The organism is Streptomyces brevispora (assembly GCF_007829885.1).
GTDB classification, from domain to species: domain Bacteria; phylum Actinomycetota; class Actinomycetes; order Streptomycetales; family Streptomycetaceae; genus Streptomyces; species Streptomyces brevispora.
This window is the reverse complement of record NZ_VIWW01000001.1, coordinates 5,766,358-5,779,693: the sequence shown is the minus strand read 5'-3', so window position 1 is coordinate 5,779,693 and position 13,336 is coordinate 5,766,358. Positions and strand designations below refer to the sequence as shown.

The following is a 13,336-nucleotide window of genomic DNA, read 5'->3' as shown; positions in this document are numbered from 1 at the left end:
TTGGACAACCATGCCGCTCGGACGGGTGCACGATGAGATCCGGGCAGATCGACTGGACGATTGGGGCGGTCCGGGCCGCCGGAGCAAGTGGCCCGGATCGCATCCCGAGCGAATCGCCCCTACGGCTTGATCAGGGCGAAGAGGCTCTCGGGACTCGGTTCCCCACCCGCGCTCCCGGCCGTCCCGTCCCCGCTCACCGCCACCAGCAACCGCTCCGCCCTCTCCCGCCATCTCGGCGCCGCCCCGATCTCCGCGAAGAGGCCTGCCGCGTCGCGGATGCCGTCCACGGCCGCGGGCCGGTCGCCGCGGAGTGCCAGCAGGCACCCCAGGACGGCTGCCGCTCGCCCCTCCAGGAAGCGGTCCGGTACCTCGCGGGCCGCCGAGAGCCCCTCCCTGAGCACCGTTTCCGCCTCGGCCATCCGGTTCTGGCTCCAGAGGGCCTCCCCCAGCGCCCGCAGCGCGTGTGCCTCACCCCGGCGATCGCCCGTTCCCCGCACCAGCTCAAGGGCCCGACGGCACGCCTCCTCAGCCCGTGTGCCCTCACCCAGCCAGGTCAGAGCCTCCGCCAGCCGCACCGAACTCTGCGCCTCGCCTCGTCCGGTGCCCAGCGACCGGCCCCGGGCGATGGCCTCGGCAGACAGCTCCAGACTGGTGGCCGCCTCGCCGCGCTCCAGTTCGATCTGCGCGAGCAAGCCAAGTACGTACGCCTCCCCGTACCGGTCGCCGGCCGCCCGGAACATCTCCAGGGACTCGCGGCCCCGCACCGCCGCCCGGTCCAGCTCGCCCCGGTAGCGTTCGCACAGCGCCATGTTGCGCAGCACCAGCGCGCAGCCCTGTTCCTCGCCCTGCTCCTCGAAGAGCCGCAGGGCGAGGCCGAGGCGCTCGTGCGCACTGTCGTAGTCCCACTGGACGATTTCCAGGGTGCCCAGCGAGTGCAGCATCGCCGCCTCCCCCAGCGGGTCCCCCGCCTGCCGCACCGCTCCCAGGGACAGCTCCGCGCAATGCCGCCAGTCCTCGAGGTAGTTACGGCTCTGGAAAAGGGTCACGCTCACCGCCGTGAGCCCCCACGCGTACGCCGCCGCCCTTTCGTCCTGAGCCGCCTGCTCGACCAGGCTGATGATCGCGGCACGTTCGGTCTCGAACCAGCCCATCGGGCTGTCGAGCAGGACCTCGACCAGGTGCGCGGGCAGCGGATGCGGCGCGGCGGGGTTGCGCACCAGGGTGAAGTCGCCCCCGTAGACGCGCCGGTGCGCCTCGTGCGCGAGGCCCAGCCAGCCCTTGTAGGCCCGCTGCACGGCATCCCTGCGGTTGCTGTCGCTCTCCTCCGCGTACGCGCGCTCGCGGGCGAACAGCCGCAGCAGTTCCTGGAAGCGGTAGCGGACCTGGCCGTCGGCGCCCGCGCTGAGCGGCTCCAGGAGCTGGGCATCGACCAGTTCCTCGATGAGGTCCTCGGCGTCCACGAGGTCGATGTCCAGCAGGGCGGCCCCGAACCAGGCGGCGAAGTCGGGCACGGTGAGCAGGCCCAGGAGGCGGAACATCAGGGCGGCGCCCGGAGCCAGGTCCCGGTAGCTGAGTCGCAGGCCCGCACGTACACCACGCTCGTCCGGGCTCAGCTCGTCGAGTCTTCGGCGCTGGTCCTCCAGCCGCAGGACCAAGGTGCGTACCGACCAGTGGGGTTTGGCGGCGAGCCGGGCGGCCGCTATCCGCAGGGCGAGCGGCAGCCGGTCGCACAACGCGCCGAGCCTGGCGGCGCCCACAGGGTCGGCGACGAGCCGGTCGTCCCCGGCGACCCGGCCCAGCAGGGCGCTCGCCTCGTATTCGTCGAGCGCTCCGAGGTTCAGCGACTCGAAGGCGTAGTCGCCGGCGAGCGCGCCGCCCATCGCGTCGCGGCCGGTGACCAGCACGCAGCAGTGTCCGGTGCCGGGCAGCAGGGGACGGATCTGGGCGAAGGAGCGAGCGTTGTCGAGGACGATCAGGACCCGTCGGCCGTCCAGGACGCTGCGGAAGAGGTCGGCGCGTTCGTTCTGGTCGGCGGGTATCTGGGGCGCGGCGACCCCCAGCGCGCGCAGAAAGCTGTCGAGAACGGTGCCGGGGCGGCGCGGCGCCTCGTCCTCGTCATATCCGCGCAGGTCGGCGAAGAGCTGGCCGTCGGGGAAACGGGCGGCGACCTGGTGCCCCCAGTGCACGGCGAGCGCGGTCTTGCCCACGCCCCCGATGCCCGCGACCGACCCCACGGGCAGCGCACCACGACCGACCCTTCCCAGCAGTCCGTCCAGTACGGCCAGTTCGTTGCTGCGCCCGGTGAAGGATGCGATGTCGGAGGGTAGTTGGGCGGGGACGACGGCGCGCGCGGCGACGGTGACCGCCAGGGCCGGTGCGCTCAGCGCCGGCGCGTCGGCGAGGATCGACTCGTGCAGCTCCTGCAGTACGGGGCCGGGATCGATGCCCAGTTCACCGGCGAGGTGCAGCCGCCCCGAACGGTACGTCTCCAGAGCCTCCGCGCGTCGGCCCGAGCGGTACTGAGCGAGCATCAGGTGCGCGGTGGCCTGCTCGCGCAGCGGATGCGCCCGGGTGAACGCGTTCAGCTCGCCGAGCAGCTCGCGATGCTGCCCCAGCCCGATGCGCAGCCCGGTGTACTCCTCGTACACATCGAGCCTCATCTCGTCGAGCCTGCTCACCTCCGCCTCGACCCGTTCGGCCGTGATGCCCTCCAGAGCGGGGCCGCGCCACATCGCGAGGGCGTCCTCGAAGCGGGCACACGCCTCCTCGGCCCGGCCGCCTCTGGCGGCCTCCCGGCCAAGCGCGGCACTGCGCTCGAACTCGACTGCGTCGATGCTGTGTTCACCGGAGAACAGCATGTAGCCCGGGTGGCTGGTGACGAGGACGTCGTCGAGACCCGCCACCGCCTTGAAGGTCTTGCGCAGCGCGGACACACAGATGGCGAGTTGGTTGCGGGCGGTCGCGGGCGGGCTGCCGCGCCACACCGCCTCGGCAAGGGTGTCGACCGAGACCACCCGGTCGGGGGCGAGCAGAAGCATCGACATGAGGGTGCGCTGCCTGGCCCCCTGAAGCGGCACCGGCCTGCCATCCACCTCGATTTCTAACGGCCCCAGGATTCGGAACGTCATCTGAAGCAACGTCGCCCCCACCTTTCCCCATGGCCACAACGCACCCGTTGCCGCCGTCTCTTCACCGTGTCCGACGGACTCGCCACCGCACCTGGTCAAGATCAGACCACTTTGGTCACAACGTTCCCAACAGTTTGCAAGTTCCTGCACGCTTTTTTGGTGGGTTCGAGTCTGTACAGCGACCCTGCAATCCCTGACCGTGACGTCGCAGCCGGGTCGGCTCCCACCACATGGCGAACACACATAGGTGGTTTTCATCTCAGAGTTACGTACGTAACGCCTGGTGCCTTACACCTCGAATAGCGAGTTGAAGTTCGTTTCACTTCTCTTGGTGTGTTGATCTTTTCGAGGCCACCGGCCGGCGAGTTCAGGATCTCGTCGGCGGTCTGGTCCCGTACGACGCCGGGAACCGGCCGCTTTTCTCGATCGAGGTGCCGCCGCTCCTCCTCCTGGCGCCGGGTGGGAGCGATACTGATCGTGACAGTCGCCCCCGCCGCCGGTCCGGTCCCGGACGCGGGCCGGGTCGGCTGGGACGCACCTTTGTCGATGTCTCCGAGGGGAGCCACTCATGACCACGGCGAAAGACCTGTTCACCATCGCCATGGACCCGAGGTCGAAGGACTCTGTGGGGCAGGGTGACCTGTCGCTCGCACTCGCGGGGGCCGAGCTGATCGATCTCATCGGTGCGGGGGCGGTCGCCGTGGACGGTGACCGCATCGTGCCGGGTGAACCGCCGGCGCCGGACGATCGGCTCATGGCGGAGGCTGCCGCAGCGCTCACTCGGCAAGCGCCGTACGAGCGCATCGAGGACTGGCTGTGGCGCCGGGGCCGCGACCTCTCGGCCACGTACCAGGCCGCTCTGGAGGAGGACGGTGAGCTGACGCGGAAGCGAAGCGGCCGGTTGTCCTTCGGCTCGGAACACGTGGAACCGGTCGATACGCCCGCCCACCGCCGGGCGGCCGATCGCTGGAAGGAGAAGGAGCCCGTTCTGGTCGCCCTCGCCTCGGCCGTGGGTATCGACGGCGAACGATCAGACGACGAGCCCGGCCTCGACGACGAGGCGGTGACGACCGTGGTGGCCGTTGTCCACGACGCGGTGATGGAGTTGGAGGCCGTACGCCAGCGGCGGTCCATCGAGAACGCGGCCTTCGCCAACCTCTGGCGCGGACCGTGAGTCGCGTGCGGGTCCGGGTGCGCGGTCGAGTCCGACGGCGGGGGTGAACGGTCGCCACGCCGCCGGGCGGCGCCGATGGCGTGTCCATGGACCGGTTCCGGTCGGGGTCGTACGGCCTGCACCTGGAAACAGGGTGGGCGCCCGGGCCCACGGTCCGATCACGGTGTCTCATGAGGCACCGCAGAGCTGGAGACGATGGCCACGGCTGGTGTGCGTCCTTCCGCAGCAGCGGCAGCGTGATTGTGTACGCCCGCTCCGGTCCGGGTTGGCACCCGGTACTGATGGACCACCATGCGTCCTTGGCGCCGATCCGGATCGGGCCGACGCGGCAGAAGCTCCGCCGCGATCGGTCGCCCGAAGCTCCTGCCCGGCGGGCGTGCGATAGGTTGCCCGCCATGACTGAGCTCGGCCCCGTCGCCTGGCCGCCTGCCCCGATCAGGACCGCGCGGCTCGTGCTCCGCGAGTCCGAGGCCCGGGACCGTGCGGCGTTCATCGAGCTGTTCGCCTCGCCGGAGGTGGGCACCTACCTCGGCGGCCCTCGACCACTTGACGAGCTCGAGCGCGCGGTGCCCGAGGTACCCGGGCGGCGCCCTGGCCTTTTCGTGATCGATCTCGACGGAGCGATGATCGGCATGATCACACTCGATCAGCGCGATGCGTCACGTCCGGGCCATGTCCGTCCGGATGGCGCGGAGGCCGAGCTCGGCTACATGTTCATGCCGGGGGCGTGGGGACGCGGGTACGCCGCCGAGGCGTGCGCAGCGGCACTCGAATGGTTTACCGACGCGCTTCCCGGCGAGCCGGTGGTGCTCTGTACCCAGACCGCGAACGCCCGCTCGATGCGCCTCACGGCGAGACTGGGGTTCATCGAGGTGGCGCGGTTCGAGGAGTACGGCGCCGAGCAGTGGTTCGGCGTGTGGTCCGCGACCACCCTGCCCCGTTCCAGCGGCAACAGCCCGGATGTTACGGCCGTGGTCGATGAGCAACCAGTCGCGCCGGGCACGGGGAGCTGATCAGCTCACCGGGTCCCGCGGAGGGCCGGCTCGCGCGGGTGGCCGAGGCGGCGCGTCACGCCGGGGCCGCTGAGCGGCTGCGGCTCAGCACTGAGTTGTGGCAGGGGTCGGCGCCGTCGGTGAGAGCGGGCGGCCTCAACGCAGTGGGTTCAGGATCTGCTCAGCTTCGCTGCGCCGGTTTCCGCAGTCGGTGCCCCTTCAGTCAGCCACTCGCGGAACGGCCCCGCAGAACTCGGCCGTAGAACGAGGGGTTCCGCGAGAACCGGCCTGGGCAGATCGCCCTCTCGCCAGCCACCAACGACGGCCCACGGCAGTGGTCGTTCGCGAGGGGCGCGGCGCCCTGTCGGCTAAGGACCGGCCGGCTCCCCTTCGGTCACGGCCACGGCGGTGTCGCGGATTCCCATGCGCAGGTGTTCGACGTGGTACAGCGCCTGGTCGAGGAGTTCGGCGACGTGGTTGTCGTAGAGGGCGTAGATGATCGAGCGGCCGTGGCGTTCGCCGGTGACCAGTCCGAGGTTGCGCAGCAGGCGCAGCTGGTGGGAACAGGCGGAGGCTTCCATGCCCACAGCCTCGGCGAGGTCGCTGACCGAGCAGGGCCCTTCCTGGAGTCGAGCCAGGATGTGCAGCCGGGAGGGCGTGGCCAGGGCCTGGAGGGTCGCGGCGACATCGGCGGCGCCGACCGCGTCGAGGCGCTCGCGGGTGGTGGCGCTGCTGGCGTTGTCCGTTCCGTGGCCCATGTGGCCATCATACCGACGACACCTGAAGACCTGTTCATACGTTCCTGTATGGTGTAGGTGTTGTCTCATCCGCCCGTGAAGGGTTGTTCTGTCATGTCGTCCGTTCTCGACCAGCGGCCTGCCCCGGCTGCCGACGGGTTGCGCCCGGCACCGCCCCGGCGGCGTACACGGGTTCTGGCTCTGCCGGAGGCCCGGTGGGCGCTGGCCGCGCTGGTCCTGTTCCTGACCGCCCTCCCGCTCAAGCTGCTCGACGCCCCGGTGTGGGCGTGGGCGCCGCTGTTCGCCGCCACTTACGTCACAGGCGGCTGGGAACCGGGGTGGGAGGGCCTGAAGGCCCTGAAGGACAAGACCCTGGACGTGGATCTGCTGATGGTGGTGGCCGCCCTCGGCGCCGCCGCCATCGGGCAGGTACTCGACGGGGCACTGCTGATCATCATCTTCGCCACGTCCGGCGCGCTGGAGGCCGTGGCGACCGCCCGCACCGCGGATTCCGTACGCGGCCTCCTCGACCTCGCACCGACCACGGCCACCCGGCTCCTGACCGGCGGTGGGGAGGAGAGCGTGGCAGCGGACTCCCTGAGCATCGGGGACATCGTCCTGGTGCGGCCCGGCGAGCGGGTCGGCGCCGACGGCCGGGTGATCGACGGGGCGAGCGACGTCGACCAGGCCACCATCACCGGCGAGCCCCTCCCGGTGACCAAGCAGCCCGGGGACGAGGTGTTCGGCGGCACCGTCAACGGCACCGGCGCCCTCCGCGTCCGGGTGGAGCGCGAGCCGGCGGACTCAGTGATCGCGCGGATCGTGAAGATGGTCGAGGAAGCCTCCGAGACCAAGGCCCCGACCCAGCTGTTCATCGAGAAGATCGAACAGCGGTACTCGATCGGCATGGTGATCGCGACCCTCGCCGTCTTCGCGGTCCCGCTCGCCTTCGGCTCCGCCCTCCAGCCGGCCCTCCTTCGCGCGATGACCTTCATGATCGTCGCCTCGCCGTGCGCGGTGGTGCTCTCCACCATGCCGCCCCTGCTCTCCGCCATCGCCAACGCGGGCCGCCACGGCGTGCTGGCCAAGTCCGCCGTCGTGATGGAGCGCCTGGGCCAGGTCGACATGGTCGCCCTGGACAAGACCGGCACCCTGACCGAGGGCACCCCTCGCGTCACCGACATCCGCCCCCTGCCCGGTCACGGCCTCGACGAGGACGAACTGCTGGCGCTGGCAGCGGCGGCCGAGCACCCCAGCGAGCACCCGCTCGCCCGCGCCGTCGTCCGGGCCGCACACGACCGCGGCCTCAACCTCGCCGAGGCGACCGGCTTCACCTCCGCCCCCGGACAGGGCGTCACCGCGGCCATCGGCGGCCGTACCGTACAGGTCGGCTCCCCGGCCCGCCTGGCCTCCACCGTCGGCCCCGGAACCAGCCGCGTGGTACGGGAACTCGAGGACGAGGGCCGCACCGTGGTCCTCGTGCTGCGCGACGGAGTACCGGCCGGGGTGCTGGGCATCGCCGACCGGCTCCGCCCCGACGCCAGGGCCACCGTGACCGCGCTCACCGAACTGACCGGCCGGACCCCGGGCCTGCTGACCGGCGACAACGAGCGCGCCGCCCGCCATCTGGCCGCCGAGGTCGGTATCACGGACGTCCGTGCCGGACTGCTGCCGCAGGACAAGGTCGCCGCCGTACGGGAGTGGGAGGCCGAGGGACGTCGGGTGCTGGTGGTCGGCGACGGTGTCAACGACGCCCCCGCCCTGGCCGCCGCGCACACCGGTATCGCCATGGCCGGCTCCGACCTCGCCCTGGAAACCGCCGACGCCGTCGTGGTCCGCAACGAACTCTCCGCCGTCCCCGCTGTCGTGGCCCTATCCCGCAAGGCCCGCCGCCTGGTCCTGCAGAACCTCGCCATCGCCGGAGTCTTCATCGCGGCGCTGGTGGCCTGGGACCTGATCGCCACCCTCCCGCTGCCGCTCGGCGTCGCCGGACACGAAGGATCCACCATCATCGTCGGCCTCAACGGCCTGCGCCTCCTGCGGGAGACCGCCTGGCCCCGCCCTGCCAAGGACACAGCGTGAACAAGCGCGCCCGCCGCGACCGCACGGCCGTTCCCGCGGGGGCGGCCGGTGCCCGCTGTACCGTGACCGTCTGCCGGGGATGCTGCTGCGGCACTCCGGCCAAGGTCCCCCGCCTCGACCATGAAGCCCAACTCACCGACCTGCGCACCGCACTGGCCGGAGTGGCCATGGTCCGGCGGACCGACTGCCTCGACGCGTGCGAGCGCGCCAACGTCGTCGTCATCCAGCCCTCCGCCGAGGGCCGCAAGGCAGGCGGGCGGCCGGTCTGGCTCGGCGCGGTCAACGACCCGGGCGCCGCCGCCGACATCACCGCGTGGGTCGAAGGCGGCGGTCCCGGCCTGGCCGAGCCCCCCGGCGTCCTGGACCTCTACACCTTCCAGCCCTCACGGCGCGTCCGGCACGAACTCGAGGAGTGACCGGTCCCCGGGACGGGCGAACCCCATTCCGGCTCGCCGTCCTCGACCCCCATCGACTCCGGGTCACGCCCCGGCCTCGCCCTGCTGCTCGCGCCGGAGGAACAGCTCACCGCCACATGAGCCAGGAGCCGCCCCGGAACGACTCGCCGTTCCCGCGGCATCAGCGCATGTCGGCGGTGATCGCCCAGCGCTCATGGTCGCGCCAGGCGCCGTCGATGAGGAGGAAGTCCGGCGAGAAGCCCTCCAGCCGGAAGCCGGCCCTGCGCACCAGGGCGAGCGAGGCCTCGTTGGCCGGCTGAACGTTGGCTTCCAGGCGGTGCAGGCCGAGTGGTCCGAAGGCGTGTCGCAGCACCAGGTCGAGCCCCTCGCCCATCAGTCCGCGCCCGGTCGCGTGGGCGAAGGCACCGTATCCGAGCGCGCCGCAGCGGAAGCCGCCGATGACGATGTTGTTGATGTTGATGAAGCCCGCGATCGCACCACCGGCCGCGTCCTCGCCGCCGTTCCGTTCGCACACGAGGAAGCCCGCCCTCGTGGGGTCCTCGATGAGTGCGGTCGCGTACGCGGCGTACGTGTCCGGGTCGGCGGGCGGGAACAGCCAGGGCCGGTGCAGTTCCCGGCTCTCACGGGCCCGCGCGGTGAACTCGTCGGCATCCGCGAGGGCGAAGGGGCGGATCGCCGTGCGCGGCCCCTCGGCCAGGTAGGAGGTGTCGGACATCGGCACAGCGTAGGCGCTGCACCCCGGACGGACCGGCCGGTACTACTTTCGCCGCCTGCGGAAGACGTAGGCGCCGCAGGCCATCCCGGCCAGGAACATCACGATCAGCGCCACGTAGAGCGGTATGGTCACCACCGGGATCAGGAGTCGGACCGTGACGTCGCCGGTGTTCTCGGCGATGAAGACGACCGACAGGACCGCGAGGACGAGGACCAGAATGCGGGCCGGGCTGAATGCCCCCGTGCCGCCCTTTCCGCTGCTCGACACATCCTTCGGGCTCATGAACCTGCCCCTTCCCTGCTCCTGGTGCGCCACCGCCCCCGGAGCATCAGAATGACTCCGTCCGGGTGGCGGGGGGCGGTCCTGTACACCCATTCGGGTGACGGCGGTGCGAGGGCGGGCGCTCACCGCATCAGTTCACCGTGGAGCCGACCACGGGCAGCTCCAGCACCCCGGTGTCCTGAGGCGCGCTGACGACGGTGACCGGCTTGACACCGCTGTTCCCGAAGTACGCGGTGTCGCTGGCCGCGATCACGAATTCCAGCCGGTGCCCCGCCGCGTACCGGTGGACGATACCGGGCAGCCGCACGGTGAACGGCCTGGTCACGTCCGGCACCCGTACCGGAGTGTCGGAGCCTTGACCCGGCTCAGGTACGAGACCGGGGAGACGCTGCGCGTGTAGTCGAGCACGGCGGCGGTCTTCTCGGCCGGGTAGCGGTCCGAGTTGAGCAGCCGGACTTGTGTCGCAGGCCTTGGGCGCGAAGTGGAGGCAGGTCGGGCCGCCGAACCGGGACGGGTCCAGACTTGCGTCGAGGATCGTCTAACCCGCGGCCGTTCCCACGTGTGCGGCGCCGGCGAGTGCGAGCGGACCCGCGAGCGCCGCCCCGGCGACGAACGGGAACGATCTACGGGCCAGTGACACCGACCGGGACACGGACCGGGACCGGAAACGGGAGCCGGGAACAGGACGCGACACCAGGACCTCCACACCGAGGGTGTCATACCGGCCAGTAGGCACTGGGCCGCGCCCATGCTGTGACACAGGTCATAGTGGTGTCAACGCCCCGCTCGGCCTTTCCTGAAGGCTGTTCAACTTCTTCGCCGCGCGGTCCCGTTCGGCGCACGGAGCCCGTCCGCACCGCTCAGACCAGCGCCGATACCTCGACCGTGAGGGTGGCCGGGCTCCCGTCCGCGGGCGCGTCCAGCACGGCCGGCACCCCGAGCGGAATCGTCAGCGCGGTGGGACCGTGGCCGAAGCCGAGCTCCTCGACCACAGGGATGCCGAGGCCGCCGAGCCGGTCGGCGAGCACCGCCCGCACCTTGGCGTACGGCCCGCAGCCCGCCCAGGAGCCGCAGGCCACCCCGGCGACGCCGTCGAGCGCCCCGGCCCGCAGCAGCTGGGTGAGGATGCGGTCGATGCTGTACGGGTCCTCCGTGGTGTCCTCGATGACCAGCAACCCGCCACGGGCCGACGTCCGGGCGTGCGGGGTGCCCAGATCGGCGGCCAGCAGGCTCACGCAGCCACCGTAGGTGATCCCCCGGGCCCGGCCGGGCACCAGCACGCCCGCCCCGTCGAGCCCCAGCGTCCGTACCGTCTCGGGCTCGAACAGGGTGGCCCGCAGGGACTCCTGGGTGCGCGGGTCCTTGAGGAAGGTCTCCGTCCCGACCATCGGGCCGTGCAGGGTGGCGAGCCCCGTCCGGAGCGCGAACGCCTCGTGGAGCACGGTGATGTCGCTGTAGCCGACGAACACCTTGGGCCCGGCGGCCCGCATCGCCGCCCAGTCCAGCAGATCGACCATGCGGTGCGCCCCGTACCCGCCCCGGGCACAGATCACCGCGTCGACCGACGGATCGCACCAGGCGTCCTGGAGGTCCCGGGCGCGTACCTCGTCCGTGCCGCCGAGATAGTCCAGCTCCGGGTGCACGTCCAGGACATGAGGCATCGTCACGGGATCGAGACCCCAGCCGCGCAGGACGTCGAGGCCGGGCTCCAGCCGGTCGGCGGGCACCGGTCCGCTCGGGGAGGCGACGGCGACCCTGGCGCCCGCGCGCAGCCGGGCGGGGCGGGTCAGGGGTGCGAGGGTCACTTCCGCAGCTCCAGCCGCGGCACGTCGGGCCTCTCGATGCCGAAGGTCTGCGCGTAGAGGGAGAGTTCGGCCTCCAGCGCACTGATCATGGTGTCGGCGCGGCGGAAGCCGTGGCCCTCGCCCGCGTAGGTGAGGTAGGCGTGCGGGATACCGCGCCCCTCCACTGCGGCCAGGAAGCGTTCGCACTGCACGGGCGGGCAGATGGGGTCGTCCTCGCCCTGGAGCAGCAGGAACGGCGTGGTGAGCCGGTCGGTGCGGGTGATCGGCGACCGTTCCCGGTAGCGGTCGGGGACCTCGGCGAGCGGGCCCACCAGCGACTCCAGGTACTGCGACTCGAAGTCGTGGGTCTCGCCGCTACCCCAGCCGGTCAGATCGAGGATGGGGTAGATGATCGTGCCGCAGGCGTAGACGTCGGTGCCGGTCAGCGAGGCGGCGGTGGTCCACCCGCCGGCGCTGCCGCCGCGGACGGCGAGCCGGTGCGGGTCCGCGGTGCCCTCGGCGGCGAGCGCCGCGGCGACGGCCGCGCAGTCCTCCACGTCGACGACGCCCCACTGTTCGCGCAGCCGGTTGCGGTAGGTCCGTCCGTAACCGGTCGAGCCACCGTAGTTGACCTCGGCCACGCCGATGCCGCGCGTGGTGAAGTAGGCGATCTCCAGGTCGAGCACGAGGGCTGCGTGGCTGGTGGGGCCGCCGTGCGCCCACACGACGTAGGGCGGCAGTTCGTCTGCCGGACCGGTCCGGTCGGGGCTGTGCGGCGGGTAGATGTGGGCGTGGATCTCCCGGCCGCCGGGACCGGTGAAGGTGCGGTCGGCGGGCTCGGGGTAGTACGCGGGGTCGACCGCGTCCTCGTGCGGTGCTCCGATGATCCGGGTGTGCCCGGTCGAGGTGTCCAGCTCCACGATCTCGTACGCGCTGTGCGGACTCGCGGCGATGCCGATGACTCTGCTGCCCTGCACGGCGAGCGTCCCGGCCCAGTCGGTCCAGGGCCCCGCGATGTCGACGAGAGTGCCGGTCTCCGGGTCGAGGATGCCGAGCGTGGTGGACCCCTTGCCGTGCAGGGTGGCGACCAGCCCGTTCTCCAGCGGCCGGAACCAGCTGAGGCCGATCTTCCACAAGGGTCCGGCGAACTCCTCCTCCCTGGGGCAGAGTTCCACCGCGACACCGCCGTCCGGATCGGCGCGGTAGAGATTCCACCACCCGCTGCGGTCACTGGCGAGAAGCAGTTGTCCATCCGCGGTCCACTGGATCTGCGGCACCGACTCCTCAGGACCGCCCAGGAGGGTCCGGGGGGCGTGGAACACACCGTCGTCGCTGATGTCCGCGAGGATCACCTCGGTGCCGTCCCATGGCATCCGTGGATGGTCCCAGGCGATCCAGGCCGCCCGCCGCCCGTCGGGCGAGAGCTCCGGACCGGTGACGAACCGGTGCCGGTCGTCGGAGAGTTCGCGTACCGCCGACCTGTCGCCGGCCGCCGAGCCGTCGAGCGGAACGGCGGCGATCAGCCGACGCAGTTCGGTGGGGCCCTCGCCGGTGAACTCCTCCAGGACGCACCAGACCTCGCCCGACGCCCCCCGGTCCGGGTGCAGTTGCGGATCGACCCAGCGCAGTCCGCCGCCGACCGGCGAGACGGGGGTGAGCGGCCACGGTTCGCCGGGCCCGTCCGGTTCGTAGGCGTACAGCCGCTGGTCGTCGAAGTGGACGAAGACGATCAGCGGGCCGCCCTCGGCGCGTTCCGTACCGGTCCAGGGCCGTCCGCCGTACTCGATGACGCGGCTGCGGACGTTCCAGGGGGCGGGCAGCTCCGCGGTGGTCCCGTCGGGCAGCCGGCGGACGAGTGCGCGCCGGCCGGCCTGGGCCGGGCGCGGCTCCGTCCACCACAGCTCTTCGCCGACCGCCTCGACGTACTCCGGCCGGCCGTCCCGCGAGGCGGCCAGCGCGGCGTCGATCGGTGACGGCCAGCTTCCGTAAGCCGCTGTGGTTACCATGTTCGATTCCCCCGAGTGGG

At 71.7% G+C, this 13,336-nt stretch carries 10 protein-coding genes and 1 pseudogene; 4 read left to right on the top strand and 7 right to left on the bottom strand.

The window, feature by feature from the left end:
* Nucleotides 1–119: 119 nt before the first annotated feature.
* Nucleotides 120–3,128, bottom strand: a complete 3,009-nt coding sequence (locus FHX80_RS26705; protein WP_280118762.1) for an AfsR/SARP family transcriptional regulator — start codon at nt 3,126–3,128, stop codon at nt 120–122.
* A 568-nt stretch (nt 3,129–3,696) separates the two neighbouring features.
* On the opposite strand from FHX80_RS26705, the gene FHX80_RS26700 reads away from it, so the two are divergent.
* Both FHX80_RS26700 and FHX80_RS26695 read left to right on the top strand, forming a co-directional pair.
* Entirely contained in the window at nt 3,697–4,302 is a 606-nt protein-coding gene (locus FHX80_RS26700) for a GOLPH3/VPS74 family protein (RefSeq protein WP_145766518.1), read from the top strand.
* A gap of 395 nt (nt 4,303–4,697) precedes the next feature.
* Nucleotides 4,698–5,315, top strand: a complete 618-nt coding sequence (locus tag FHX80_RS26695; protein WP_145766517.1) for a GNAT family N-acetyltransferase — start codon at nt 4,698–4,700, stop codon at nt 5,313–5,315.
* Nucleotides 5,316–5,662: 347 nt separating this feature from the next.
* Here the strand turns inward: FHX80_RS26695 and FHX80_RS26690 are convergent, their stop codons facing one another.
* A complete protein-coding gene (locus tag FHX80_RS26690) occupies nt 5,663–6,052 on the bottom strand; it encodes an ArsR/SmtB family transcription factor (protein ID WP_145766516.1) in 390 nt (129 codons plus the stop codon).
* Nucleotides 6,053–6,145: 93 nt separating this feature from the next.
* On the opposite strand from FHX80_RS26690, the gene FHX80_RS26685 reads away from it, so the two are divergent.
* Both FHX80_RS26685 and FHX80_RS26680 read left to right on the top strand, forming a co-directional pair.
* Nucleotides 6,146–8,113: a heavy metal translocating P-type ATPase gene (locus tag FHX80_RS26685; RefSeq protein WP_145766515.1), complete on the top strand. Its 1,968-nt coding sequence runs from the start codon at nt 6,146–6,148 to the stop codon at nt 8,111–8,113.
* The gene (locus FHX80_RS26680) at nt 8,110–8,529 is read left to right on the top strand and encodes a (2Fe-2S) ferredoxin domain-containing protein (RefSeq protein WP_145766514.1); all 420 of its coding nucleotides are present in this window, start codon (nt 8,110–8,112) and stop codon (nt 8,527–8,529) included. The genes FHX80_RS26685 and FHX80_RS26680 overlap by 4 nt, the downstream gene beginning before the upstream one ends.
* Nucleotides 8,530–8,689: 160 nt before the next feature.
* On the opposite strand, the gene FHX80_RS26675 is transcribed toward FHX80_RS26680, so the two are convergent.
* The 5 genes and pseudogenes from FHX80_RS26675 to FHX80_RS26655 all read right to left on the bottom strand — a co-directional run bounded on the left by FHX80_RS26675 (nt 8,690) and on the right by FHX80_RS26655 (nt 13,316).
* On the bottom strand, nt 8,690–9,244 hold the full coding sequence (locus tag FHX80_RS26675) for a GNAT family N-acetyltransferase (RefSeq protein ID WP_145766513.1): 555 nt from the start codon (nt 9,242–9,244) through the stop codon (nt 8,690–8,692).
* A gap of 42 nt (nt 9,245–9,286) precedes the next feature.
* A complete protein-coding gene (locus FHX80_RS26670; RefSeq protein ID WP_145766512.1) occupies nt 9,287–9,526 on the bottom strand; it encodes a LapA family protein in 240 nt (79 codons plus the stop codon).
* A gap of 130 nt (nt 9,527–9,656) precedes the next feature.
* Nucleotides 9,657–9,872, bottom strand: a pseudogene (locus FHX80_RS26665) (peptidase S15); the annotation flags it as partial.
* A 514-nt stretch (nt 9,873–10,386) separates the two neighbouring features.
* Complete coding sequence (locus tag FHX80_RS26660) at nt 10,387–11,331, bottom strand: S66 peptidase family protein (protein WP_145766511.1); 945 nt, start codon at nt 11,329–11,331, stop codon at nt 10,387–10,389.
* Entirely contained in the window at nt 11,328–13,316 is a 1,989-nt protein-coding gene (locus FHX80_RS26655) for a prolyl oligopeptidase family serine peptidase (RefSeq protein ID WP_145766510.1), read from the bottom strand. The genes FHX80_RS26660 and FHX80_RS26655 overlap by 4 nt, the downstream gene beginning before the upstream one ends.
* Nucleotides 13,317–13,336: the final 20 nt, after the last annotated feature.